Raw genomic sequence first — 25,399 nt, 5'->3', positions numbered from 1 at the left:
AATTTTTATTACCTATTCTATCCCTCTGTGACATAATGCCGAGGGTGGCGGCGTCGTCGTGCGACGAGATACGGAATCTCGCTGACGTATCAAATGCCTATTGTTGGCGCAGTCGGGCAGTTACGTCGCCAGCAGCCCGGACCGAGCGCTCGCTACACGGGCACGCGACCGGACGGCTACGTCGCCGGCTACGACACGCGCGGGTGCAGCGATGAGACCGGAGTTCGAGCCGTTGGTCGACCCGGACGGCCTCCTCGTGCGCGACCCCATCGAGAACGCCCAGTTCGAGCTGTACACGGACCGGGTCGTCGCCCCCGTCGAGGCGGACACCGAGCAGTTCCTCCTACCCGTCGACAGCGCCGTCACCGTCACTGCGGGGGAACTCGAAATTCCGCGGCTGGTGAACGTCTTCCTGTGGGACGACACCGGGACGATGGTCGGGGAGTCGGCCAACCAACAGGTCGCGGCCTACGACGAGAACTGGTACTCGCTGGACATCGACATCGGCCCGATGAAACTGCAGGCCGTCGTCGACAGCGCCGTCACCGTACGTCGCTCCGAGAACACCACATTCGTTCGATTCGAAGACGCCGAGGAGATCGCGCTCGGCGCTCGCTCGCTCCACGAATCCCCCGCCGGCACGATCACCATCGGCGACGACGTCGAGGACGCGATGCGCGCGATTGCGCTCAGCAGCTCGGCACTGAAGACCACGTCCCCGGAGCGCTCGTTCCCGACGCTCCGCGGCCACCCGCCGCTCGTCGAGCGCGGCGACGCCTTCGACGCGCCGGACGCATTCGAACTGCCCGAGACCGGCGTCACCATCGAGATTCCCCGTGACTACGGTGACCTCTTCCGCGTGAGCTCGCTGGCGTACTACCTCGGCGCGGACATCGTCCCCGGCGAGAGACGAGTGCTTGGCGTCGGTGGCGACCACTACGACCTCGACACGGAGCGCGGCTTCGAGGCGGAGGTTTCGAAACTTCTCAAACACGTCTTCTTCCTCGACTGCGTCACCCGCACCGAGGGGTTCTACCCGGTGAACCTCCACGAGCGCAACGTGGTCGAGGACGAGCTTCCGTTCGACCCCGTGGATGTCTACGACGCATCTCCTGCGGAACGCCTCCGCGCGTACCTCGACGTCCCCTACGAGGTCACGAACCCACACGTCCCGCAGTGGAAGCTCACCGTGGACATCGAACCCGACCCGGACCACGTCGAAGCGATTCCGTTCGTCGCGAACGAACTGGCGACAGTTCGGATACCTAGCACGGGCGAAGAGCCCAACGTCCACGACGAGCCCGAGGAGCTGACGGAGTTCTACCGCGCGAACGGCGCGGCTGTCCGAAGCACCTCCCGGGGGGAGTCGGTGACCGACTGGTCGAACGTCGTCAAGCCCGACGAGACGGATGCCATCGAACACGCGTGGATTGCGGAGGGGTTCCCGCTCGGCGCGAGCAAGACCCGCGTGGAGTCGTACCTCCGTCGACTGGACCGCCCCGCCCGCGAGCAGGACTCCATCAGCATCGACATCGTCTGCAACGAGGACGAGATGAGCGAGGAGGACATCGTCGAGGAGTTCTACGGCACGCGGGACATCTTCGAGTTCGACATCACTGTCCACTACGACCTGACTACCGACGAACTCGCGGCGATTTTCCGGAAGAACATCGACTTCCTGCACTACATCGGGCACGTCGACAAAGGCGGATTCCAGTGCGCTGATGGGATGTTCGACGCGCGGACGCTTGACGAAGTGAACGTCGACGCGTTCCTGCTGAACGCGTGTAAGTCCTACGAGCAGGGCGATGTTCTCGTCGAGCGTGGGAGCTACGGTGGCATCGTCACGCTCGCGAACATCAGCAACGACCCTGCAGTTAGAATCGGTCGCGCACTCGCTCGCCTCTTGAACAACGGGTTCTCGCTGCAGGCGGGGCTATCTGTCGCGCGGAACGTGACGCTGTTCGGAAATCAGTATATCACCATCGGAGATGGGACACTTCAATTAGTGCAGAACCGAAGCGGTATTCCGATCTCTCTGGAGTTGAGTGAACTAGACGACAGTTACGAGCTTAGTATTCGCTGTTATCCGACATCAACGTCTGCTATGGGTTCGTTATTTACGCCACATATTCGAGAAAACACAACACGTTACCTGAACTCCGGTCGCGTCGATACGTTCGAAGTCGCTGGTAGCGAGCTACGGGATTTCTTCGAGCACGGTGTCGTCCCGATTCTGTTCGATGGTGACTTGATATGGAGTGATGAACTTTTCGAGGAACGTACCGATTAAGGACCGGAGTTAATTGCGCCGTAGTTCGCTGCCGCGGCGCCCGTGCTCGACAGGAACACCATCAGGCTGAACAGCACGCCAATCATCCGGGGGTTGTCCTTGAGGAACTGCGTGAACTTGCTGTCTGTCATCGTCTACCTACACCATTCCGCGGTGATATATTCAATCTATTTGAAGATAACAGAGATAAAAAATCCCTAAATTACTCACGGAAAAACCATCCGTGGACAGTAGTCCCCTCGAAACACCCGTTTTCGGCATCATCGGCCCGTTTCTTCAGTCTTACCCGCGAATGGCGGGACTTTTGCTGGCGTAGCGGGTAGCCCAGCGCGATGAACGAGACGCGCCGCGCAGTCCTGGACGCGCTCGCGGACGGTCCAATCGCGGGTCCCGCGCTCGCCGACGACCTCGGCATCTCGCGGACCGCGGTCTGGAAGCAGGTCGAAGCGCTCCGCGACGCCGGCTTCGAGGTCGAGAGCGCATCCGAGGGGTACACGCTCGCGGACGTCCCCGAGTACGGCGCGGAAGCCGTCGAATTCGGGCTGGACGCGCCGCTCGACGTGGAGTACCACGATGCGCTCCCGAGCACGAACGACCGCGCGCGGGAACTCGCTGCATCCGGTGCCAGCGACGTCGTGGTGCTCGCGGACCGACAGACCGGCGGGCGTGGTCGGCGCGGCCGCCAGTGGTCGTCGCCCTCGGGCGGCGTCTGGATGAGCCTCGTGCTCCGGCCGGACGTGCCGCCCGCGCGCGTCCCGCTGGTGACGCTCGCGGCCGCAGTCGCCGTCACCGACGCTACACGCGAAGCCGGCGCGGACGCCGCCATCAAGTGGCCCAACGACTGCATCGTACCTCGTGAAGGTGCCGAGCGGGGTGGCGACAAGCTCGCCGGCGTGCTCACGGAGATGGAGGGCGAGGCCAGCCGCGTCTCGTGGGTGGTCGTCGGCGTCGGCGTGAACGTCAACGTCGACCCCGAGACGCTGGCGTCGGACGCGACGAGCGTCCGCGCCGAAGCAGGTGACGTCGAGCGCCGCGCGTTCGTCCAGCGCGTCCTCGAACGGTTCCACGAACTCCGCGACGACCCCGACGCGGTCCTCGACGCGTGGCGGGACCGCGCCGCGACGCTCGGACAGCGCGTGCGCGTCGAAACCGTGGATGGCGACGTGGTCGGCGACGCCGTGGACGTGACCGAGCACGGCGCGCTCGTCGTCCAAACAGCGGATGGAAGAGAAGTCGTCCACGCCGGGGACTGCCAGCACCTCCGGCCCGCGGACGGCGGCTAGTCCTCGCTGTCGACGCGCACCGTCAACACCGGGACCGACGACGACCGGACGACTTTCTCCGTGACGCTCCCGAGTAGCAGCCGGTCGATGCCGCCGCGGCCGTGCGTCCCCATCACGACGAGGTCGCAGTCCTCGTCCTCGGCGTACCGGACGATTTCCCGGCTGGGGTTGCCGTCGACGAGCGCGCGCTCGACCGGGACGCCGCGGTCGGTGGCGATGCCCTCGACTTCGTCGAGCGCGGCGAGCCCCTCTTCGTTCATCATCGCGGCGACGCTCTCCCACGAGGACTCCATCGGGAGTCCGGAGAAGCTCGCGGAGTTGACGACGTACAACGCGTGGATGGTCGCGTCGTGTTCGGCGGCGAGGTCGATGGCGTGTTCGACCGCCTCCCGTGTCTCCTCGCTGCCGTCTGTCGGGACGAGGATGCGCTCGTAGCGGCCCATGTGTGTTAGCGATTGTCGGGGAGTGGCTTAACTTTCGGGGCGGAATCCCGGCCCGTGGCTACTCCGCCAGCGATTCGGGCGTGACCACGCGCTTCACGTCGCTAGCGCCGGCGCGGCGCACGACCGCCCGCACCGGGTCGCGGACGCCGGTGAGGTTGTCCGAGTCGCCGTCCAGCACGAGCACGCGGGCTTCGCGGCCGGCTTCGAGGACGCCGTGGTTCTCCCCGATTGCTTCGGCTCCCGCGCGGGTCGCCATCCGCAGCACGTCGGGGGCGGAGACGTCGAAGAGCTTCGACGCGAACGCCATCTCGCGGAACATCGACGGGCTGTTCGTCATCACGTTGTCCGTGCCGAGCGCGACCGTCGTGCGGTCGAGCAGGTCGCTGACGGGCGGCAGCCCGACGTCCGTCACGAGGTTCGAGCGCGGGCACACCGCGACCGGAATCTGGTTGTCCTCTACGCGGTCGAGGTGCAGCGGTTCGGCGTGGACCATGTGCACGAGCAGGTTCGGGTCGAGGTCGATGGCGGGGTTGATGTCCCGCGAGTCCACCTCGCCGGCGTGGATAGCGAACGGCTTCCCGGCGTCCCGGGCGGCGTTGCGCTCGCGCCCGAACTCGCCGTCCGCCGCGCCGCTCGCCCCGAACCCGTCGGCGGCGTCGAGCACGTCCGGTGTCTCTCGCCCGAAGATGAACGGGTCGACGCCAATCCCTTCGGCGGCTTCACTGAGCGCGTGCACGCCCTCGACGCCGCCCTCTCGGAATTCGAGCGTGCGCGTGGTGCCGGTCTGGTGCATGAACTGGAGGCTGCGGCGCATCCCTGCGACGAGTTCCCCGCGGCTCGCCTCGCGGAGCAACTGGTGTTTCAGGCCGTTCGGCGGCGCGACGAGCTCTTCGAGCGTGAGTCCGCGGCCCGCCTCCTTCGCGATGGAGTCCCCGAGGTGCGTGTGGGCGTTCACGAACGCCGGCAACACGATGTCCTCGGAGTCGGTCAACTCCTCGTCCAGTCGGACGACTTCGCCGTCCTCGACGACGAGCGTGCCCTCCACGGGCTCGTAGTCCCCGCCCCAGAGGACGGTGCCGGAGAGTTCCATACCGGGAGGTGCACCTCCGGTACCGTGAAGGTTACTCGACGCGGCGGGTCGGGCACTCTTCTCACGGCTCCCGCTGGTCGCCGTTCGCTCTAACGTGGCCTCTTTTCAGTCGGCCACGCTACTCGCGCATCGCTTCGCTCACGGTTCACTCCGTTCACCGTTCGTCGTTCCGTGCTCTCCCGTTGGTCGAGCACGCGCTCCGCGCTCGCATTAACGTGCTCTCACTGCGTTCGAGCACGCTATTCGAACTCTGCCAACGACGCGTACCGCCCGGGCGTGTTCACGTCACTGATGAGCGCGCCGTCTGTTTCGAGGCCGAGCATGCGCTCGGCGGCCTGCCCGACGGCTTCGACGTGCGCTTCGGGCGTATAGACGCCGAGACGCCACTGTTCGCGCTGGGCGACCTGGAGCGCGCGCACGAGCGTGGACTGCTCGTCCAGCCGCCGGACTTCGCCGCCGACGAGCACGCCGGTCGTGGATTCGCGCATCGACGGCTTCCCGGGCACGTCGAGGATGACGGCGTCCGGGTCGACGTTGGCGTCCGCCGCGACCTGTTCCTCGAACTCGCGGACTTCGTCGTGGTTGGCGTCGAGCAGGTCGTCGCTGACGTCGCCCATCTCCGCCCAGACGGCGCGCTTGTAGAGGTCTCGCTCGGCGAGCCGGCGGCCGAACTGCTGGCTCTGCTCGTGGCTGCGCAGCGCGACGGAGAGTTCGTGGTCGTCCATGCGGCGGAGCTGCTCGGCGTCGATTGCCGCGGTATCGAGGAGGGCTTCGGTGCCGCGGCGCAGCATCGACTTGCTGATGCGGGCGACGTGGTGGCTGTAGACGGTCGGGTTCATCAGCGCGCGCGCCAGTAGGAGGGATTCGGCGGTCTGGACGTTGCCTTCGTCGAGCACGAGGTCGCCGTCGATGAACGTCAACTCGCGGACGAGGCGGCCGTGGTCGATAGTGCCGTAGGGGACGCCGGTGTGGTGGGCGTCGCGCACGAGGTAGTCCATCCGGTCCACGTCCAACTCCCCCGCGACCAACTGGGCGAGTTCGCCGTCGCCGCGAATCAGCGCCGCGACCTCCTCGGGGTCGATGTCGTGGTCGTCGAGGACGGCGGCGACGCGGCCCTCGGTGACGAGTTCGTCGACATCGTCGTGTTCTTTCCCGGTGCCGCGGGCGACGACGCCCTCGATGTTGTGGCTGTACGGGCTGTGGCCGACGTCGTGGAGGATGGCGGCGGCGCGCACGCGGTCCGCGCGCTGGCCGGCGATGTCGAGGTGGTCGAGCGCGCGGTCGGCGAGGTGGAAGACGCCCAAGGAGTGCTCGAAACGGGTGTGGTTCGCGGAGGGGTAGACGAGCGCGACCGTGCCCAACTGCTTGATGCGGCGGAGCCGCTGGACGGGCGGCGTGTCGAGCAGGTCCGCAGCGACGCCCCCGACGTCGATGTGGTCGTGGACGCTGTCCTTGATGGTCGACATTAGGCCGTGGTTCGGCGTTCTCGCCTAAAAACCCGTGGCCCGGCCGTCTGCGGGCTGTCGGTTGCGTCCGCTACTGTGGCCGCGTTCGGAGGGGTTTTCCGCTCGCCTGCCGAATCCGGTGGCATGCGAAAACAGATTGCGGCTGTCGCCGTCGCAGCCCTCCTCGTGTTCGCCGGCTGTAGCGCCGGCGGAGGCGGTGGAACGACGGCACCCGGAACCGCGGACGGAGCCGCCCCAGTGTACGAGTCGCCGCTGAACGGGACGACTGTCGCGGAGAACCACGAGGCCGTGGTTCGCGAGGCCGGGTCGTTCACGCTCACCACCACGTCGACCCAGTCGCAGGGCGACCAGTCGCTCACCCGTGAGGGCTCGACCGCCCTCGACCTCGCCTCGGGTGCGTACTTCTCCAACCGGACGGTCGGCAGTCAGAACGTCCAGCAGTTCGGCTATGGCAACGACACGGCGTTCCAACGCGTCACCGCGGGCAACCAGACCCAGTATACGGTCCCCCAGCAGAGCCCGAACGCGTCCCGGCTCACGAGCGGCCAGCTGGCGTCGTTCGTCGGCCTGTTCGAATTCTCCCACACCGGCACTGAGAGCGTCGACGGCACGACTGTGCACGTCTACGAGGCCAACGGCGTCGACGCCGTCAACGAGTCCGCGCCCGGCTTCGCCAACCTCGACACGGAGAACATCACGAACGTCAGCGCGAACGTCCACATCACCGACGACGGTCTCGTGAAGCGGTTCGGGTACTCGATATCCGTCGACACGGGCAGCGGCGAAGCGTCCGTCTCCGTCGGCCAGCGGTACGTCGACGTCGGCTCGACGACCGTCTCCGAGCCCGCGTGGCTCGACGAGGCGCGCGCGAACACCTCCGCCTGATTCTCTCCGGTCTGCTTCTGCGCTCGTACTCCGGTGACGCAAGGGTTTACCGGACTGCGCCCCGACGACGAGCCATGACGACGTTCCTCGCCGGGGGGACGGGCACCCCCAAACTCCTCGCGGGCGGCCGCGAGGTCTTCGACCCCGCCGAACTCACGGTCGTCGCGAACACCGGTGACGACGTGGAACTCGGCGGCGTGCTCGTCTGTCCCGACGTCGACACCGTGCTCTTCGAGGGCGGCGACGTACTGGACCGCGAGACGTGGTGGGGCATCGAGGGCGACGACGCGACGACCCACGACTACCTCGCCGACCTCTCGCGGAACGCCGGCATCGAACCGGGCCCGCGCTACCTCCCCGACGACCGACAGACGACGGGCCGCGACCTCGCGCGCTGGCGGCGGTTCTCCGCGGCCTCGGAGTTCATGTTCATCGGCGACCGCGACCGCGCGGTCCACGTGCTCCGCACCAGCCTCCTCGACGAAGGCAACTCCCTCACGGAGGTCACGCGGACGCTCGCGGACGCCTTCGACCTCAGGGCCGACGTCGTGCCGATGAGCGACGACCCGGTCGCAACCATCGTCCACACGCCCGACGGCGAACTTCACTTTCAGGAATTCTGGGTCGCGGAGAACGGCGACCCCGCGGTCGAGGACGTGGCGTTCCGGGGCGCGGAGGACGCCGCACCCGCAGACGCCGCCCTCGACGCGCTCCGGGACGGCCCCGTGATTATCGGCCCCTCGAACCCCGTCACGAGCATCGGCCCGATGCTCGCCCTCGACGGCGTGCGCGAGGCGCTCCGCGAGTCCACAGTTGTCGCCGTCTCTCCATTCGTCGAGGACGAGGTGTTCTCCGGGCCGGCGGCGAAACTGATGGCGGCAGTCGGCTACGACCCGTCGACGGCGGGCGTCGCGGACGCCTACCCGTTCGCGGACGCGTTCGTGCTCGACGACGCCGATGGCACGAGCCTCGACCGGCCGGTCGTCCACACGGACACCGAGATGAACGACGACGCGGACGCCGAACGGGTCGCTCGTGCGTGCCGTGAGGCACTCCAGCGCGCGAGCGGGGAGGTGGCCTGATGTTCGCGCCGCGCGTCGCGCTCGCGAGCCTCAGCGGTGAGTCTGACGCCGAGTGGGCAGAAGCCTGCGCGCGCCCCGCCGGCGCAGCCTTCCTCGGCGGCATCGCCATCGACGAACCGACCCGCGAGGCCGCCCGTGCGATGGTCGAACGCGACCGCGAGGAGTTCCTCCCTGCGGACCCAATCGCGTTCGTCGACGACCAGCTCGCCGAACTCGACGACGCGTTCCTCCGCGCGGGCGTAAACGCCCGCGCGGTCGAACTCGACCCGCTACGGGAGGCTGCGGCGGTCTGCGCCGACCACGACGCGATACTCGAAGTGAACGCGCACTGCCGGCAGGACGAGATGTGCGATGTCGGCGCTGGCGAGGCGCTGCTGCGGGACATCGAGCGACTCTGCGAGCAGGTCGAGACGGCCAGCGACGTAGGCGCGGCAGTCTCCGTGAAAGTCCGCGCGGAAGTCGAGGGCGTCCACTTGCCGACGCTCGCAAAAGCCATCGAGCGCGCCGGTGCCGATGCAATCCACGTGGACGCGATGGATTCGCGGCGCGTCGTCCGCGACGTCGCCGAGGCGACGGACTGCTTCGTCGTCGCGAACAACGGCGTCCGCAATCGGGAGGACGTCTTCGAGTATCTCGCGTACGGTGCGGACGCGGTCAGCGTCGGCCGACCGAGCCGCGACCCCGAGCACGTGCAATCGGTGTACGCCGCGGTCAAGGAGTGGTTCCTGTGACGCCCGCCGAGCACGCCGAACTCGCGCTGCTCGTGGAGGTCGCGGGCACGCCGAAACCCGGGAACGTCGACCGCGAGCGCGACCTCGCGGACCTCCACTTCGAGCAGTTCCTCGCTGGCGCGGTGGGTGCGCGCGACGGCCTCGACGCCGCCAAGGACGGCCCGGTCGGCGACGCCTTCGAGACAGCCGTCGCGGGGATGGCCGACGGCAGCGGGACGAACACGCAGTTCGGCTGCCTGCTGTTGTTGACGCCGCTCGTGCGCGCCGCGAGCCGCGGCGACCTCTCGCCAGCGGGCGTCACCGAGGTCGTCGAGGCGACGACCGTCGCGGACGCCGAAGCGTTCTACCGGGCGTTCGAGCACGCCGAGGTCGCGGTCCCGGACCCGCCAGAGGGCATCGACGCGCTGGACGCGCGCCGCGGCGCGGCCGCGATTCCCGCGCTCCGCGAGCGCGACCTCACGCTCGAAGACGTGATGGAACTCGGCACCGACCACGACGCCAACGCCAGCGAGTGGCTACAGGGCTTCCCGCGCGTCTTCCGCGCGGCCGCCCGCATCGAGGCGGAGCGTGGGCCGCTCACCGACCGCGCCGCCTCGGCGTTCCTCACGCTGCTCGCCGAGGAGCTCGACACGCTCGTCGTCACCGCGCACGGCGAGGGTGTCGCCCGCCAGGTCCAGGAGCGCGCGCTCTCTCTGCAGCGCGCCGACACCGAGGAAGTCCAGGAGTTCGCGGACGACCTCGTAGAGCGCGGCATCAACCCCGGGACGACCGCAGACCTCACCGCAGCCGCGGTGTTCGTCGCGCTCGAACGCGGGGTGGCCGTCCATGGCTGAGTGGCCCGTCGCGCTGCGCGGGACGACGGAGACGGTCGTGACGACGCGCGGGCCCAACGACCTGTGGAACGTCGCCGCACTAGGGGTGCAGGCGCCCGCAGGCGCCGAACGAGCGAGCGGCGACGCTCGCGAGCCGCGAGCAGCTCCCGAGGACGGAGGTGCGGTGACGGCGACGACGTGGGGGAACACGCGCACCCGCCGCAACTTCCACCGCGAGGGCGGCGGCTACGTCCAGTTCGTCGCCGACCCCGTCGTGTTCGTGGACGCCGCGCTCTCGATTCGTGAAGAGCCCTCTCCTGTGCTCGACGCCGCGGACGCGTGGGTCGAGGTCGAAGCCGAACACGTCGACACGGACGAGGACGACGACACGCGGCGCGAGCACTGGGAACTCCATCCCGTCGAGAGCGAAGTCGTCCGGGCGTCGCCACCCACCATAAACCGCGGGTTCAACGCAGTCGTGGAGGCGACGGTTGCGGCGTCGCGGCTGGACGTGCCCGCCTACGACACCGAGACGCTGCGTGAGCGCCTGCGGTTCTTCGAGGATGTCGCGCGCAAGTGCGGCGGCGAGCGCGAACGCGAGGCCATCCAGCGGGTGTGCGAGCACGTCGACGGCGAGTGGTAGCTACGGTGGAACTGCGTAGCGCACTGTCTCCCCGCCGAATCCTTATACGGTTGGTCGGCCAACCTTGTCGTGATGGCGAGTTCCACGCGGAACGGCGAGGCCCACGAGGACGAAATTCGCCTCTGGCGTGAGGACGGCTGGTGGGTCGCCGAGGACGTCGAAACCGGCGTTACGACGCAGGGCGAGACTCGGGAGGACGCGCTGGCGAACCTCGACGACGCCGTTTCGCTCCACGAGGACGACGTCGGTCGGGAGCCGACTTCCGAGGAACTCCGAGAACTCGGCGTCGACCCCGCTGACAACGAGACCGGCAACGACGAACCGCCGGACGTGCTTGACTGAGATGGGGCGGCGAACGTTCTCCGGTGGCGAGGTCGTGCGCGTCCTCGTCAACCACGGCGGCTTCGAATGGCGTCGAACGACCGGCGACCACGTGCAACTGTACTACGAGCATCCGACGAACGACGACGACCAGCGACAGGTGACCGTCCCGCTGCACGACGAACTCCGCACGGGGACGCTCCGCGGCATCGCGGAGAGCGCGGGCGCACGTGATTTCGACGCGTTCTGTGAGTGGGTCGACCGCAACGCGTAGTTTGGTTACGAGGCCCACCACGTCCGTAGAGTTCGTCGCATGTCGGGACGTTCAAATTCGCGCGGCCACTATCCGGTGGCATGACCGACGAGACACGCGACAACGTCCTCCCGGGCTCGGACGGCAAGCTGGACACCGAGGACGTCCGCGGGTACGACTTCCGCGGCGACTTCGACTTCTTCGAGATGCTGGACGCATACGCGACCACGGGCTTCCAAGCGACGCACCTCGCGGAGGGCGTCGATATCGTTCGGGACATGCGCGAGGACGACGCCACCGTCTACCTGACGTTCACGTCGAACATCATCTCCTCGGGGCTGCGCGAGGTCGTCGCACACCTCGTCCGCGAGGGCCACGTCGACGTCATCATCACCACCTCGGGTTCCCTGACCGAGGACGTCATCAAGACCGCGAAGCCGTTCAAGATGGGCGAGTGGGACGCCGACGAGGCCGCGCTCCGCGATGAGGGCATCAACCGCCTCGGCAACATCTTCGTGCCCTCGGACCGCTACGTCTGGCTCGAAGAGTACCTCTACGACTTCTTCGAGGACTTCTTCGCCGAGGAGAAGGTGCGCACGCCCACGGCGTTCGCGAAGGAACTCGGCGAGACCCTCGACGACGAGGATTCCGTGCTGAAGAACGCCGCCGACCAGGACGTCCCCGTGTTCTGCCCCGCGCTCACCGACGCCGAAATCGGGAACTTCCTCTACTACTACCGGCAGGGCTACGACTCCGACGTCGGCATCGAAATCGTCGACGACTACGACTCCCTCATCGAGGAAGGCCTGCTCGCGGACACCACGGGCCTCATCGCGGTCGGCGACGGCGTCCCGAAACACCACGCCATCATGACGAACCTCTTCCGCGGCGGTGCCGAATACGCCGTCTACATCTCCACCGGCATGGAGGGCGACGGCTCGCTGTCGGGCGCACCACCGGAAGAAGCCGTCTCCTGGGGGAAGATCAAGGACGAAACGGAGACCAACTACACCCAAATCGAAGCCGAAGCCACGCTCGTCTTCCCGCTGCTCGTCGCCGGTGCGTTCGAGCGGGATTCGGAGTAGCGCGACGTTCGGAGTCGCTCGGCATACACGGATCTCTTCGATTCGTTCTCCTCGAAAGCCCCGGCGCGGTCGGCGCGCGCGACGGTGAGCCGAACGCAGTGAGGCGAACTGGGCGGGACCGGAGGTCCCGCTAGTGAACGGAGCGCGACGCGCTCCGTGAACGCCGGGCGAGCTTGCTCGCCCGGAACAAGCACCGCAGGCCGAAGGCCGAGGAGCGTGGTCCGAGAGACGCGTCGCGTCTCTCGTCGCAATTCGCGAGGGCTGCGAACGCTTCGCGTTCGCCCGCTCTCGAAAGAGCGAGCCGCGCGAGCGTAGCCGGTCGGGGGATTTCAGGTGTATGAGGAGACAACGAATGCCCGACGTACTCCGACACCTAGACCCGAAACCCGTTTTTCCGCGCGCGCCCTACCACGGGTAGTGACTGACATCTCCAAGGAGGCGTTCCACGACGCCCTCGAAGCCGTGGGTCGGCCCGTCGCGACCGCCGCGCAGGTCGCCCGGGAGCTCGACTGCACGCAGGCGGCGGCTGCCGACGCCCTCGCCGAACTCGCTGAATCGGGTGACGTGGAGCGCGCGGACGTGGAGAACGACCCGGTCGTGTGGTATCCGCGGGACTGGCTGGAACTGACGGACCGCGAGCGGGTCGTGCCGTTCCCGGACCGCCGGGAAATCGTCGTCGACCAGCCCGCGCAGTTCACGCGCGCCCAGTTGTCGAGGTTCGCGCACCTCGCGGACACCACTCGCACGGGCAGCTACCGGTACGTGGTGCGCGAGGAGGACGTGTGGGCGGCACCGTTCGAGAGCCTGGACGACTTGCTGGCGGCGATGGACCGCGTGCTCCCGCGGGACTGCCCCGGGCTGAAGGACTGGGTCGAAGAGCAGTGGACGCGCGCGACGCGCTTCCGGCTCGTCACGCACGAGGACGGCTACGTCGTCCTCGAAGCGAAGACCGAGAGCCTGCTCGGGAACGTCGCCGACCAGCACCTCGCCGACGACGTGATTCGCGCGCCCATCTCGGACACGGAGGCGTGGGTCGCCGAGAACAAGGTCGCGGAACTGAAGCGCACGCTCTACGAGGCCGGCTACCCCGTCCAGGACGAGCGCGACCTCGAGACCGGCGAATCCCTGGATGTCGACCTCGACCTCGGCCTCCGGGACTACCAGCAGGACTGGGTGGAGCGCTTCGTCGACGCGAGTTCGGGCGTGCTCGTCGGGCCGCCGGGCTCCGGGAAGACCGTCGCCGCGATGGGCGTGCTCGAAGCCGTCGGCGGCGAGACGCTGATTCTGGTGCCGAGTCGCGAACTCGCGGCGCAGTGGCGCGAGGAGTTGCTCGCGCACACGAACCTCGAACGCGACCAGATCGGGGAGTACCACGGCGGCACGAAGCACGTGCGCCCCGTCACCATCGCTACCTACCAGACCGCGGGGATGGACCGCCACCGCCACGTCTTCGACGACCGGGAGTGGGGGCTCGTCGTCTACGACGAAGTCCACCACATCCCCGCGGAGGTCGCGCGCCGGTCGGCGGACCTCCAGAGCAAGCACCGCCTCGGGCTCACCGCGACGCCGGTTCGCGAGGACGACAAGGAGGAGGACATCTACACGCTCGTCGGGCCGCCCATCGGCACCGATTGGGACGCGCTGTTCGACGCGGGCTACGTCGCCGAACCCACCGTCGAGATTCGGTACGTGCCGTGGCGCGACGACGACGCACGCTACGAGTACGCCGCCGAGAGCGGGCACACGCGCCGCCGGCTCGCCGCCGAGAACCCCGCGAAAGACGAGGAGGTGCAACACCTGCTGCGCCAGCACGGCGACAAGCAGGCGCTCGTGTTTGTGGACTACCTCGAACAGGGCGAACGGCTCTCGGCGGCCATCGACGCGCCGTTCGTCAGCGGGGAGACCCGCCACGCCGAACGGGAGGCGCTGTTCGACCGATTCCGCACGGGTGCGTTGAACACGCTCGTCGTCTCCCGCATCGGCGACGAGGGCATCGACCTGCCGGACGCCGAACTCGCCATCGTCGCCTCGGGGCTGGGCGGCAGCCGCCGGCAGGGTGCCCAGCGCGCCGGCCGGACGATGCGTCCGGGTGGCCAGTCGCTTTTGTTCGTGCTCGCGACGCGCGGGACCGAGGAGGAGGACGACGCCCGCAGCCGGATGCGTCACCTCGCCGCGAAGGGCGTCCGCGTCACGGAGTCCGGCAGCGAGCAGGCCTGACCCGGGGGCCGAACCCCGCCCATTAAGCCGCCGGAAGGCACACTGCCGACGATGACCGAGTTCCCGTTCACGACCACGGTCGACGTGCGCTACCAGGACCACGACACGCTCGGGCACGTGAACAACGCCGTCTACGTCACCTACCTGGAGGAAGCCCGCGTCGCGTACCTCGCGGAGCACGCGGGGCTGTCGATGGAGAACCTCTCGATGGTCGTCGCGCACCTCGACGTGGACTTCGTCGAGCCCGTCCGGCACGCCGAATCCGTCGAGGTCGCAATCGACGTCACGGACGTCGGCGGGTCGAGTTTCACGATGGCCTACGAGATTCGCCACGAGGACAGCGTCGCCGTCGAAGCCGAGTCCGTGCAGGTCACAATCGACCCGGACACCGGAGCGAGCCACCCGGTCCCGAAGGCGTGGCGGGCGGCGTTCGATGGGAAGTAGCTACACGGGCCCGGTCGCCGGGAATACGTCGAGCCGGGCGAGAATCGTGTCGACGATGTCCGCGTCGAACGTCCAGAAGCCGTAGAACTGGTCGTCGTCGCGCTCCTCGGCGAGCAGCGCGCGCTTGTCCTCGTCGCTGTCGGCGTCGAGCACGACGAACCACGTGTTCGTGATTTCGTCGTCCTCGTAGGCGTGAATCGTGTGGGCGTCGGTCGGCACGTCCCAGTTCGGCCGGCCGTAGATGTGGGTGTCGACGCCTGCGGCCGCGAGCCGTTCGTAGAGCCGGTACTGCGGCCGCAGGTTCGACAGCCGCTGGAAGCCCGCGTGCAGCGTCCCACCGAGCTGGTGGGCGCTCGACTCGATTTCGCGGGACGCGACGACCATCCGGTCGCGGCCGTAGTCGGTGAATACTGACCGGTCGATGTGGCGGAACAGTTCCGGGTACTCGATTTCCTCGGGGGCGGAGACGTCGATGAGCGGGGAGTCCGGCTGGACCACACGGTACAGCGACTGCAACGACGACGCCGCGACGAACTCGCTGTCGTCGTGGAGCACGACGAAGTTCCGCGGGATGCCGTCGTCGGTGGCGGCGCGCCGCAGGTCCACCGACTGCACCGCGAAGTACGACTGGATGGCCTGCAGCACGGACCGCGGCGCGTCGACGTTGTACAGCGTCAGCGTGAGCGCGCGCTCGTCGACGCGGTCGACGATGTCAGATAGCGGTGGAGTAGCCTCGTCAGCCATCACTACGTACGTGATTCGTGTTCGGCACGGGTCATAAATCCGCGTGGCTGAGCGACGGTCGCCGAAACGGGGCGGCTGCTGTGGTCACGTCGCACGGCCCGTCGTCGTGACCGCGATGCCGACGAGCACCACGACGCCGCCCGCGACGGTGAACACGCCGGGTACCTGCCCGAAGACGGCGAGCGCGAGCAGCGTGCTCCCGACCAGCCAGTCCGCACCCGAGACGCCGGAGAGTTCGTGGCGCTCGCGGAACGCGAACGGCGCGACGACGGCGACCGCGACCGCGGCCATCGGCGGCACGACGGGGTCGTCGGCACTCACGGCTGGACGTTGCCGGCCGCAGGAAAAGGAATTGCGCTCGCGGGAGTCGCTGTTACGCCGCAATCGCGGACAGAAGTGTCCCCGTTATTCCGCGTCCGTGCGAACGATAGTGAGCGCGGGCACGAGTGGCCGACAGGTCACTCGGCGTCCGCGGGCGTGTCGAAGTCGTGGTAGTGTTCGCCCTTCTCCTTCGAGAGGATGTTGAGCGCGGCCGCAGCGCCGTCGCCGGCGGAGATGACGGCCTGCCACTCCTCGACGCGCACCATCGCGCCCGTGGCGTAGGCGTCCTCCACGGACGTCTCCATGTCGACATCCACGTCGACGACGTCGTCGTCGGTGAACGCGGCACCGAGGTCCTCCGCGAGGTCGCGGCTCGCGCCCGTCGCGAGAATAACGTAGTCGGCCTCGTACTCGCCGTCCGTGGTCGTCACCGCGAAGCCGTCGCCGGACTGCTCGACGCTCGTGACTTCCTCGCCTTGGTGGCGGTCGACGCCGAACTCGTCGACCTGCTCGCGGGCGTCCTCGAGGAACGCCGTGCCGTCCTCGGAGTCGATGCCGAGGTAGTTGAAGAGGTGGGCCTTGTGCATCCACGTCTCGTCGGTGTCGAAGACGGTCGTTTCGAGGTCGTTTTTCGCCGTGAACAGCGCCGCGCTCAGGCCGGCGGGACCGCCGCCGACGACGATGACGTGTGTCATAGTCGAGTATTCTCCCGCTCGCCGGTTAAAGCTACGGCCCGTCCAGGATGTCGCGCGTCCGGCGGTGGCGGTACCAGAACATCGGCGCGAGCCCGAGACGCGCCGCCTCGTCGCCGATACCGCCGACCGGCGCGCGGTACTCGACGTGGTCCCGAATCAGCGTCTCGTCGCCGTCCGCGTAGAACAGGTGCGTGTGCTCCCACTCGGGGAACGGTCCCTCCTCCATCACGTCCACGAAGTACGCGGTGTCCTCGCCCTCCTCGCGGGCGGTGATGTGCGAGACCCACGTCTGCCGCGGCCCGACGCCGAACGGCTGCACGGACGCGTGAATCCGCGTGCCCGCCGTGAGGACGTGGGCCTCGGGTTCGTCGTCCGGGCGCTCGATTTCCTCGACGCGGAGGTTGAGCCAGTCCGGCGTCAACGACCGCAGGCCGTCGATAGTGGAGTGGAACGCCCACACGTCGGCAAGCGGCGCGTGAACCCGCAACTCCCGCTCGAAGGTCGCCATACACGTCGTTCGCGGGGCGCGTGCAAAACTCCAGCGGCGGGGTCGTTCGGCTACTTGAGTCGCTCCTGCAGGAACGAGGGATGGGCGGCGGTGACGCCGTCGATGCCGTGAATCCCGTCGCTGATGACTTCGCCGAGCGCGTCGCCGTCGGCGGCCCGGACTTCGGCCATCAGCATGTGGTCGCCGCTGGACGTGTACAGCGCGTGGACCGCCTCCAGGTCCTTCAGGTCGCGCGTCGCCTCCACGTACCGCTCGGAGGCCACGTCGATGCCCACGAGCGCGATGGACTGCCCGGAGAGTTTCTTCGGGTCGACGTCCGCGGAGTAGCCGACGATGACGCCTTCGTCTTCGAGTTTGTCGATGTACTTCCGGACCGTCGGCTTCGAGACGTCCGCGCGGGCGGCGATGTCGGCGTACGACGCCTGCGCGTCCTCCTCGAGCGCGGCGAGGATTCGGTCTTCCGTCGATTCGGTGCTCACGCCCCTCGTTTTGGCGCCTGTGAAAAAATATCTTCCGAATGAGAAAGTCGCGCCACTGTGGGCGGGAAGCGTCGTGGTCGCGCGCCGAAGCCGTCGGCTGCTCGGTGACAGGTCGCGAAAGAAATCGGAGTCGGGCCGGAGTGGAACGCTACTTGTGGCGCTCGATGAAGTCGTGCGAGCGCTCCCAGTCGTAGTCCTCGTCGAAGTATCGCTCCGCGAGCGGTTCCTCGGGCATGTCGCCGCGCTGCTGCTTCTCCTGCTGGTAGGAGTTGCGCTCCTCGTCCTTGTAGTAACGCCCGGTGAGGACGGTGCCCTCGTAGAGGGCGTCTTCGGTCTCGTGCATCAGATCGGCCGCCTCGCGGCGGTCGGTGATGTCGAAGTCGTAGTCGTCGCTGTCCTGCACGTCGACGTAGGGGACGTACTGCTTGGCGTCCTTGTTCCACGTCGGGCACTGGGTCAGGAAGTCGACGTGAGAGAAGCCGTCGTGCTCGATGGCTTCCACGATGATTTCCTGGGCCTGGTTCGGGTTGACGGCCGCCGTGCGGGCGACGTAGGACGCGCCCGCCGACAGGCTCATCGAGAGCGGTCGAATCGGGTCCTTCGCGCTCCCGTGAGGCTGGGTCTTCGACTTGTGGCCCTTCGGCGACGTCGGCGACGTCTGGCCCTTCGTGAGGCCGAAGACCTCGTTGTTGAACACGATGTAGGTCATGTCGTGGTTCTCCCGGGCGGTGTGCATGAAGTGGTTCCCGCCGATGCCGTAGCCGTCACCGTCGCCGCCCGCCGCCACGACCTCGAGGTCGTGGTTGGCGAGCTTCGCGGCGCGGGCCACGGGCAGGGAGCGACCGTGAATCGTGTGGAAGCCGTAGCTCTCGAAGTAGCTGTTGAGCTTCCCAGAGCAGCCGATACCGGTGCACAAAAGCACTTCCTCGGGATCCTTGCCGAGCTCCGCCATCGCACCCTTCAGCGCCTTCAAGACGCCGAAGTCACCACAGCCAGGACACCACGTCGGCTGCGGCTCGATGCCGGGCGTGAACTCGTCCCGTTCGACCTCCCGTTCCTCTTCGATTGCGCTGAACGCTTTGCTCATGGATTAGTCACCTGCCGCAGGTTCGAGGGTAGTCTGAGCGGTCGGTTCCCCGCCGCCGTCCTGTTCGAGCTCGACCGCTTCGACGATTTCGGCGGGCTCGAACGGGTTGCCGTTGTACTTCAGGAGGCTGGAGAGCTTGCCGTCGACGTTCCCGAGCTCCTTCTGGATGAGCCCGCGGAACTGCTTCGTCGAGGACATCTCCACGACGATGGCTTCGTCGACGCTCTCGATGAACTCCCGCACGCCCTCGACCGGGAACGGGGAGAGGTCGCTGACGCCCAGCGCCTTCACGTCGTTCCCGTTGTCGTTCATGCGTGCGACGGCTTCCTCGACGGTGCCCTGCTGGCTGCCCCAGGCGATGAGCCCGAAGTCCGCGTCCTCGTCGCCGTAGACGACCTGCTGGTCGCACTCGTCGAGGTCGTCGCGGATGGCGTCGAGCTTCTGGAGCCGGCGTTCGACCTGCGCGACGCGGTTGTCGGGGTCTTCGGCGATGTGGCCGGTCGGCCAGTGCTCGTTGCCGGACGCGAGGTAGCGGCCGCCCGACTGGCCGGGAATCGAGCGCGGACTGACGCCGTCCTCGACGTCGTGCTGGTAGCGCTCGAACTTCCCGGTCTCGTCGTGGGCTGCCTCCGCGATCTCCTCCTCGGTGAGCGTACTCCCGAGGTCCGGCTTCGGGTCGCGGTCGAAGAAGGACGCGTCCACGTTCCGGTACTCGCCGGAGAGCTTCTGGTCGTAGACCACGATGGACGGGATCTGATAGTCGTAGGCGAGCTCGAACGCCGTCCGCGTCTGCTCGTAGCACTCCTTGGGGTCGCTGGGCCCGAAGGCGACGCGGTGGCTGTCACCCTGACTCGTGTACAGGATGTGTTCGAGGTCGGCCTGCTCGGGCTTCGTCGGCATCCCCGTGGAGGGACCCGCGCGCATCGCTTCGAGCAGAACCAGCGGCGTCTCGGTCATCTCCGCGAGACCGAGCGGCTCGCTCATCAGCGCGAAGCCACCGCCCGAGGACCCGGACATCGACTTCACGCCGGAGTGGCTCGCGCCGACCGCGAGCGCCGCCGCCGCGATTTCGTCCTCGACCTGCTCGGAGATGCCGCCCATGTCCGGCAGGAGGTTCGTCATGATGGTGAACACGTCCGTCCACGGCGTCATCGGGTAGCCGGAGATGAACCGACAGCCGGCGTCGATGGCCGCGTACGCGATGCCGTGGCTGCCGGAGACGAGGACCTGCTCCTCGTCGTGTTCGCCCGTGGGCACCGTCAGGTCGTGGGATTGGTCCATCTCGTTGACCTGCTCGTAGGCGTCGTGGAGGACTTCGAGATTCTGTTCGAGAATCTCGCCGCCCATCGCGTCCGACATCAGGTCCTCGATGTGGTCGAGGTCCATGTCGACGAGTGCGGCCGTCGCACCCACGCCGGCGGTGTTGCGCATGACCTCGCGGCCGTGCTCCTTGGCGAGCGACCGGAGGTCAAGCGGATAGACGTGCCAGTTGTTCTCCTCGGCGCGCTCCTCGAAGTTCGGGACGTCCTCTACGTCGAGGAGGCCCTCGTCGTAGACGATGACCCCGCCCTCGCGGAGGTCGTCGAGGTTCTCGGAGAGCGGCTTCACTTCCTCGTCGCCGTAGACGGCGTGCTCGCTGGGGTTGCGTGCGAACGAGTCCCCGAGCGCGAGCAGGAAGTTGTAACCGTCGCCGCGTGACGTTACGTTCTCGTCCCGCGCACGAATCTCCACGTACGTGTGGCCGCCGCGGATGCGGGACGGGTAGTGTCGGTGCGTGAAGACGTCGAGGCCTGAACGCATCAACGCCTTCGCAAAGTTCTGACTCGTGGAGTCGATTCCGTCACCGGAACCCCCTGCCACTCGCCAGATGAGTTCGTCATCAGTCATAGTGTAACCCTCTGGCCCGTGCTCGGACCGTTAGTAGGGTGTTGGTCGGACCCACACTAAATCGTTTGCTATCCATTATCATAGAAAGATGATGAAGGTATGCCGCACACGGCTCGGAAGCCCCGCGAACCTGCCGGAAAGTCGGCGAGACCCGTAATTATAATACTTGAAATTTAGCTATGAAATTTTATATAGTAGTTAGTAGGTTCAATTTTAGGTAGTGTGAAATCAGCGTACCTATTCGCTGCATGCCTCGTTCTCGCCGCGGTGGCGACACCAGGCATCGCCGCATCGAACGAGGCCCCGCTCGCCGACGCGGGCCTCGACCAAAACGTCACTCGGGGAACGGCGGTCTATCTGGACGCCGGGGGTTCCCGTGACCCCGACGGGACTGTCGAACGCTACCGCTGGACCGTCGCGGCCGAATCCGGTGACGCGACGAACCCCACGACGCCGCAGTGTCGGGACTGTCAGCAGACCCGCTTCCAGGCGGAAGCGACCGGTACGTACCGCGTCACGCTCGAAGTCACCGACGACGAAGGAGCCACGTCGACTGACACGCTGTACGTCACCGTCGAACCCGGCGACTCGCCCACCGCGTCGCTCGCTGGGCCGGCAGAAACCACGACTGGCGACCCCGCACGATTCACCGCCGACGCCAGCGCCGGCAGCGCACCGCTCGACCGGCTCGTCTGGCGCGTCGACGGCGAACACGTCGCGACAGAGACGGCCTCGGGCGACGCGAACACCACGACCCGGACCGTTCGCTTCCCGACCACCGGGACGCACGTCGTGTCCGTCACCGCAATCGACGAAGACGGACAGCGAGACAGCGCCGAAACGTCCACGACGGTCGTCGAAGCCTCGACCACCGGGTCGGCGGGTAGCGACTCGACTGAGAATTCCGACGACGCCGACGTCGCCGGCCCACAGGTCGTGACGGGCCACGGCGAGCTCACGGCCGACTACGAACTCACGAACGGCGTCTCCGGCACGTGGCTCCAAGACGGTCGGCGAGTCGAGACCGGCACCAGCACCACTCGTTCGTTCACCGCGGGCGTCCACGAACTCTACGCCGCGACGGACGCCGGTGTCGCCACGTTCTCCGACAACAGCCGAACCGTGGTTGCTGACCCTGCACCCGAACTGACCACCGTCGAAGTCGAGAACAGCAGCGTCGTTCCCGTCACCATCGACGCCACTGACGACTACGAAAACCTCCACACGGTCACGGTGCACGCCGACGGCGAGCCGGTCGAAACGCTCACTACGGACAGCCTGGGTGGTCGCGTTAGCGGAGGCAGCCTCACTACGACGACGTATCTCGAATCCCTCGAACCGGGTAATCACACGATTACGGTCCGGGCTCGCGACGCCCGCGGACAAACCGACGTTGCCATCCGAAACGTCGAGGTTCCCGGGCCACCCGAAGTCGTGTCGGCCGGCTTCGTTCAAGACGGCCCACTCGACCAGTACCACCCACGCATCGACGAATCACGTTATACGGCGACGTATCGGGTGAAAGTTGATTTGAACGGTGTGGAGCCGGAGAGTATAGACGCCCTTATGCGGATGACTGGGGCGAAACAGGAATCGGAATTAAATAAATCAATTGATGAGGGTGGCCTTCTAGTTCTTGAAAAATCATCATACAGGAAAAGAATGGCAGACATTAGTGCATTCTCGGAGGTTCGATGGCGCGTAAATGACTACACCAATCGAACGAGCGACTCGATCCCGGTCACACTTTCTCCACCCGAGATCCGTATGGAGACTATTGACCCGCAAACGGAACACAATCGGCTAAGAGGAATCGTTTTTGATGCGCGGAAGTCCTTCGACCCGGACGGTTCTCCGGTAGAGTACCACTGGCGAGGAGTCGACGCGGACCAAGAGCAGTCTAGGGTGGGGCTCTCCTCGGGGAGTATTGTGCGGCTACAACTGGTCGACAAGCAACATCAGAGCACGAATTCATCCGGTCTTCTGGATTGGTTCGCACCAGAACTCGACAACCCGACAATCGAGAACAACGGTCCGTTCTACCCGAACGAGACTGTTACTGTCTCGGTGGACTCTGAGCGCTACTACCTAACGAAGCGTACGTACGAAGAGGACATCTCATTCGAAGTTCGTCCGGAACACGGGTCCGTAACCGACCACGAGCTTATCAAAGAGGACCTCAGCCAAGTGGACGATCGGGACCCCGAGGGCTGGGGGCGGTGGCATCGGTGGACGATCGAGATTCCAGCGAAGGCGTTCCGTAACGGGGCTATCAACCTCTCGTCGCATCCCACGCTGCATCCGCACATGGAGTACAACACAACGGTGCCTCAGCCCGTGGTGTATGCATCCACGTTCAGCGAGATAACGGACATCTCGACATCTGTAGCATATCTCGTCGAGCGACCCGAATACACCGTTCGGAGAACGGTTGACGAGGACGTTCGAGACGACCTCGTGAACTCTGGGTACGAAGTCCAACAGGTGAACGAAGCAGGGCGTGAGTTCCAGTTAGAGAAGTACGTGAAAACGGATTCAGTCGAGTACGACGTAGATGAGATGCGGTTCTACGAGCGTGGACGCCGACAGTTCTTCTTGGAATCTAACCCCGAGTGGTCGGCGAGCGGAACGACTACCGAGAAACAGACGTGGACAACGACCGAGAACGAGTGGCGCTTCAATCGGGGTGGTTCTGGGACCTTTACCGGAGACACCCGACAAAAACGCGTGCGGGACGGCGAGTATCGGACTGAAAAGCGGTTCCGGTACAGGACAACTAAGACGTACGAGACGACTGAAACGTACGAGGACACGTACACGACGACGGAGTCGGAGATTAAACTCAGGGAGAAGTGCGGCATGTTCGGTTGCATGACGTACCAAACGACAGTGTCGACGACAGAGACTCACACTGTCACTCGAACGAGGGAGGTCACTCGAAGTCGGACGGTGCAGAAAACGTACTGGTCGACGCGACCCCGAAGCTACACCCACGAGTACACAGGTGACATTCGGCAAGTAACCGTCCGCAATCCGGAGTACGAGCGGCAGTACGAGTACGAGGTGGAACACGAACGCTCCACGACTCGAGACGTGTACTTGGCAGAGAACCGTACGTTAGTCGATCCAGCCTCGTACGAGTGGCAGCCGTGGAAGATCGTACACCACCGATTTATGGCCGAGAGCGCGGCTAGTTCCAAAAATATTCGGATCAAGAGAACTGTGCCGAGCGAGCAGTGGATCCTAAGTAAGCAGACCGGAACGAAGACGACGAGAGTCAGTAGTCTCAGAGCTGGCGACTCGGTTTCCAAGACGATCGGCCAAGCAAACGTCACCGTCACGAAGTACTTCGCACGGGAAGACACGAAGCGGTTGCCAGAGATGGAGAGCCGAGAGACCTACCGGGTAGTCGAATACACGGAAGAAGGAGTTATTAACCTAGATAAAATTGAAGATATATTAACCAAGAATGCAGAGGAAAAGTATGGATAGTAAGAGGATCCTCCTTGTTGTACTTGTACTCGCTCTTACTGCCGTCCCACCTGCTACTGCCCTCCCCACAGAGCAATCGGAGAGTCCATGTGGAGGGACAAAGGAATACAAGGTAGTTGATAGAGAAGAGAGGTTTAATCTACATATAATATATCTTGTGGGGTTCTTGGAGGAGGATAACCGGGTCTGCGTAGAGGTCAAAAATAAGGGAGAGATAGAATATCCGGGCGAATTTGGTTTATGGGTTGACGGTGATGGGTTTAGTCCGGAGATGCCAGATTTGGAGAGCGGGGAATCAAAATCCGTGTCAAGAGATGTGACTAAGTACCTCGATACCACTCAAGATAATCACTCAGTACGTGTAGTTGTGAGTGGGCAGAGGTTCACATTCAATTTCACACACCACCTAAACGCATCAAGTCCTGAAATCCCCACTCCGTATGTTAGTGATGTACGAGTCGTTCGAAGCAGTGATTCGACAGAACTCGTTTCCACTGTCCACAATCCAGGGGAGCGAGCATACGCACTCCACGTACGGACGGAGACCTTCGAAACCGACAACGAATTCGAAATCGGAGCCCCGCAACCGGGGAATTCGAGCGATTTCAAATTCAAGCTTGACGAAGACCCTGATGACGTAATCGCGGGCAAGGTGATGGTGTATAACGACACCGGCCAACCAGAAGGAAAGTTCGACCAGAAGGAGTTCATCGCGAAACCGAACGAAACCGCGAACGCGTGGGACGACCACTTCGAGCAGGTCCCTGGGGGAACTGTAGAGAGCGACTACAACAACGAGACGGCACGCCAGTACCGTGAAGGGTACGTAGACGACGAGGCGCTGTCGCCACTGGAACGACGCGCGGGCGCAGCGCTCATCGTCCTAACACTAATTGGAGCAGTCCTCTGGCGGCGGGCGGCCTAGCGCTCGATACCGCCCTGCTCGGAAATTTGGAGGATGTTCCGCATGTTCAGATAGACGTGTTGGGCGTCGACGTCCTCGTCTTCGTCGTAGATGTCGCTGACGCGATGGACGATAGCGGCGATGCGTTCGGCCTCCTCGGAGTCTTCCTCGCGGAGGTCGTCCGCGACAGCGCGAAGCACGTCACGTTTCTCGGCGTCGTCGTAGTCAGACATC

The 25,399-nt window shown here is 65.7% G+C and carries 26 protein-coding genes and 1 pseudogene; 15 read left to right on the top strand and 12 right to left on the bottom strand.

Going from position 1 to position 25,399, the window contains the following annotated elements:
• The first annotated feature begins 211 nt into the window (after positions 1-211).
• The gene (locus LT974_RS11150; RefSeq protein ID WP_232587726.1) at positions 212-2,293 is read left to right on the top strand and encodes a hypothetical protein; all 2,082 of its coding nucleotides are present in this window, start codon (positions 212-214) and stop codon (positions 2,291-2,293) included.
• Here the strand turns inward: LT974_RS11150 and LT974_RS17780 are convergent.
• Entirely contained in the window at positions 2,290-2,424 is a 135-nt protein-coding gene (locus tag LT974_RS17780; RefSeq protein WP_269785387.1) for a DUF7503 family protein, read from the bottom strand. The two genes, LT974_RS11150 and LT974_RS17780, sit on opposite strands and share 4 nt — an antisense overlap.
• 201 nt (positions 2,425-2,625) lie before the next feature.
• Here LT974_RS17780 and LT974_RS11145 point away from each other — a divergent pair, with 201 nt between their 5' ends.
• On the top strand, positions 2,626-3,576 hold the full coding sequence (locus tag LT974_RS11145) for a biotin--[acetyl-CoA-carboxylase] ligase (protein WP_232587725.1): 951 nt from the start codon (positions 2,626-2,628) through the stop codon (positions 3,574-3,576).
• Here LT974_RS11145 and LT974_RS11140 read toward each other — a convergent pair.
• The 3 genes from LT974_RS11140 to LT974_RS11130 all read right to left on the bottom strand — a co-directional run bounded on the left by LT974_RS11140 (position 3,573) and on the right by LT974_RS11130 (position 6,575).
• Positions 3,573-4,019, bottom strand: a complete 447-nt coding sequence (locus tag LT974_RS11140; protein ID WP_230892838.1) for a universal stress protein — start codon at positions 4,017-4,019, stop codon at positions 3,573-3,575. The two genes, LT974_RS11145 and LT974_RS11140, sit on opposite strands and share 4 nt — an antisense overlap.
• 58 nt (positions 4,020-4,077) lie before the next feature.
• Positions 4,078-5,109, bottom strand: a complete 1,032-nt coding sequence (locus tag LT974_RS11135) for an amidohydrolase family protein (RefSeq protein WP_232587724.1) — start codon at positions 5,107-5,109, stop codon at positions 4,078-4,080.
• Between the two features lie 239 nt (positions 5,110-5,348).
• Entirely contained in the window at positions 5,349-6,575 is a 1,227-nt protein-coding gene (locus tag LT974_RS11130; protein ID WP_232587723.1) for an HD domain-containing protein, read from the bottom strand.
• 123 nt (positions 6,576-6,698) lie between these two features.
• Here LT974_RS11130 and LT974_RS11125 point away from each other — a divergent pair, with 123 nt between their 5' ends.
• From LT974_RS11125 to LT974_RS11080, 10 genes are all read left to right on the top strand, one after another.
• Positions 6,699-7,460: a DUF7537 family lipoprotein gene (locus LT974_RS11125; RefSeq protein ID WP_232587722.1), complete on the top strand. Its 762-nt coding sequence runs from the start codon at positions 6,699-6,701 to the stop codon at positions 7,458-7,460.
• 74 nt (positions 7,461-7,534) lie between these two features.
• Positions 7,535-8,542: a 2-phospho-L-lactate transferase gene (gene cofD, locus LT974_RS11120; RefSeq protein ID WP_232587721.1), complete on the top strand. Its 1,008-nt coding sequence runs from the start codon at positions 7,535-7,537 to the stop codon at positions 8,540-8,542.
• Positions 8,542-9,273, top strand: a complete 732-nt coding sequence (locus tag LT974_RS11115) for a tRNA-dihydrouridine synthase (RefSeq protein WP_232587720.1) — start codon at positions 8,542-8,544, stop codon at positions 9,271-9,273. Before cofD ends, LT974_RS11115 begins: the two co-directional genes overlap by 1 nt.
• Positions 9,270-10,106: a triphosphoribosyl-dephospho-CoA synthase gene (locus LT974_RS11110; RefSeq protein WP_232587719.1), complete on the top strand. Its 837-nt coding sequence runs from the start codon at positions 9,270-9,272 to the stop codon at positions 10,104-10,106. Before LT974_RS11115 ends, LT974_RS11110 begins: the two co-directional genes overlap by 4 nt.
• Positions 10,099-10,728, top strand: coding sequence for a DUF447 domain-containing protein (locus LT974_RS11105; RefSeq protein WP_232587718.1), 630 nt, complete (start codon positions 10,099-10,101; stop codon positions 10,726-10,728). Before LT974_RS11110 ends, LT974_RS11105 begins: the two co-directional genes overlap by 8 nt.
• Before the next feature lie 72 nt (positions 10,729-10,800).
• Positions 10,801-11,070, top strand: coding sequence for a type II toxin-antitoxin system HicB family antitoxin (locus tag LT974_RS11100; RefSeq protein WP_232587717.1), 270 nt, complete (start codon positions 10,801-10,803; stop codon positions 11,068-11,070).
• A 1-nt stretch (position 11,071) separates the two neighbouring features.
• On the top strand, positions 11,072-11,323 hold the full coding sequence (locus LT974_RS11095; RefSeq protein WP_232587716.1) for a type II toxin-antitoxin system HicA family toxin: 252 nt from the start codon (positions 11,072-11,074) through the stop codon (positions 11,321-11,323).
• An 80-nt stretch (positions 11,324-11,403) separates the two neighbouring features.
• Positions 11,404-12,387 carry a deoxyhypusine synthase gene (locus tag LT974_RS11090; RefSeq protein ID WP_232587715.1) on the top strand — a complete coding sequence of 328 codons (984 nt, stop codon included), beginning with the start codon at positions 11,404-11,406 and terminating at the stop codon, positions 12,385-12,387.
• Between the two features lie 417 nt (positions 12,388-12,804).
• Positions 12,805-14,604 carry a DEAD/DEAH box helicase gene (locus tag LT974_RS11085; protein WP_232587714.1) on the top strand — a complete coding sequence of 600 codons (1,800 nt, stop codon included), beginning with the start codon at positions 12,805-12,807 and terminating at the stop codon, positions 14,602-14,604.
• A gap of 51 nt (positions 14,605-14,655) precedes the next feature.
• On the top strand, positions 14,656-15,048 hold the full coding sequence (locus LT974_RS11080; RefSeq protein WP_232587713.1) for an acyl-CoA thioesterase: 393 nt from the start codon (positions 14,656-14,658) through the stop codon (positions 15,046-15,048).
• Here the strand turns inward: LT974_RS11080 and LT974_RS11075 are convergent, their stop codons facing one another.
• The 7 genes from LT974_RS11075 to LT974_RS11045 all read right to left on the bottom strand — a co-directional run bounded on the left by LT974_RS11075 (position 15,049) and on the right by LT974_RS11045 (position 20,769).
• Complete coding sequence (locus tag LT974_RS11075) at positions 15,049-15,792, bottom strand: DICT sensory domain-containing protein (RefSeq protein WP_332840560.1); 744 nt, start codon at positions 15,790-15,792, stop codon at positions 15,049-15,051.
• 84 nt (positions 15,793-15,876) lie between these two features.
• A complete protein-coding gene (locus LT974_RS17775; RefSeq protein ID WP_269785385.1) occupies positions 15,877-16,113 on the bottom strand; it encodes a hypothetical protein in 237 nt (78 codons plus the stop codon).
• A 137-nt stretch (positions 16,114-16,250) separates the two neighbouring features.
• A complete protein-coding gene (locus tag LT974_RS11065; protein WP_232587711.1) occupies positions 16,251-16,808 on the bottom strand; it encodes an NAD(P)/FAD-dependent oxidoreductase in 558 nt (185 codons plus the stop codon).
• A gap of 31 nt (positions 16,809-16,839) precedes the next feature.
• Positions 16,840-17,316, bottom strand: a complete 477-nt coding sequence (locus LT974_RS11060; protein ID WP_232587710.1) for an SRPBCC family protein — start codon at positions 17,314-17,316, stop codon at positions 16,840-16,842.
• 50 nt (positions 17,317-17,366) lie between these two features.
• Positions 17,367-17,795, bottom strand: a complete 429-nt coding sequence (lrpA1, locus tag LT974_RS11055; RefSeq protein ID WP_232587709.1) for an HTH-type transcriptional regulator LrpA1 — start codon at positions 17,793-17,795, stop codon at positions 17,367-17,369.
• Positions 17,796-17,943: 148 nt separating this feature from the next.
• Positions 17,944-18,882 carry a thiamine pyrophosphate-dependent enzyme gene (locus LT974_RS11050; RefSeq protein ID WP_232587708.1) on the bottom strand — a complete coding sequence of 313 codons (939 nt, stop codon included), beginning with the start codon at positions 18,880-18,882 and terminating at the stop codon, positions 17,944-17,946.
• A 3-nt stretch (positions 18,883-18,885) separates the two neighbouring features.
• A complete protein-coding gene (locus LT974_RS11045) occupies positions 18,886-20,769 on the bottom strand; it encodes a 2-oxoacid:acceptor oxidoreductase subunit alpha (protein WP_232587707.1) in 1,884 nt (627 codons plus the stop codon).
• 222 nt (positions 20,770-20,991) lie between these two features.
• Between LT974_RS11045 and LT974_RS17965 the strand changes: the two are divergent.
• The 3 genes and pseudogenes from LT974_RS17965 to LT974_RS11035 all read left to right on the top strand — a co-directional run.
• Positions 20,992-21,333 (top strand): annotated as a pseudogene (locus LT974_RS17965) (PKD domain-containing protein); the annotation flags it as partial.
• Between the two features lie 228 nt (positions 21,334-21,561).
• Positions 21,562-24,261 (top strand): hypothetical protein, encoded by a 2,700-nt coding sequence (locus tag LT974_RS11040; RefSeq protein WP_232587706.1) that lies wholly within the window; start codon positions 21,562-21,564, stop codon positions 24,259-24,261.
• Complete coding sequence (locus LT974_RS11035; RefSeq protein ID WP_232587705.1) at positions 24,254-25,186, top strand: hypothetical protein; 933 nt, start codon at positions 24,254-24,256, stop codon at positions 25,184-25,186. The genes LT974_RS11040 and LT974_RS11035 overlap by 8 nt, the downstream gene beginning before the upstream one ends.
• Here the strand turns inward: LT974_RS11035 and LT974_RS11030 are convergent.
• Positions 25,183-25,398, bottom strand: coding sequence for a hypothetical protein (locus LT974_RS11030; RefSeq protein WP_232587704.1), 216 nt, complete (start codon positions 25,396-25,398; stop codon positions 25,183-25,185). The two genes, LT974_RS11035 and LT974_RS11030, sit on opposite strands and share 4 nt — an antisense overlap.
• Position 25,399: the final 1 nt, after the last annotated feature.

This window comes from Halobacterium noricense, from assembly GCF_021233435.1.
GTDB classification, from domain to species: domain Archaea; phylum Halobacteriota; class Halobacteria; order Halobacteriales; family Halobacteriaceae; genus Halobacterium; species Halobacterium noricense.
The sequence above is the reverse complement of the archived record's forward strand: the minus strand, read 5'-3'. Positions and strand labels throughout refer to the sequence as shown.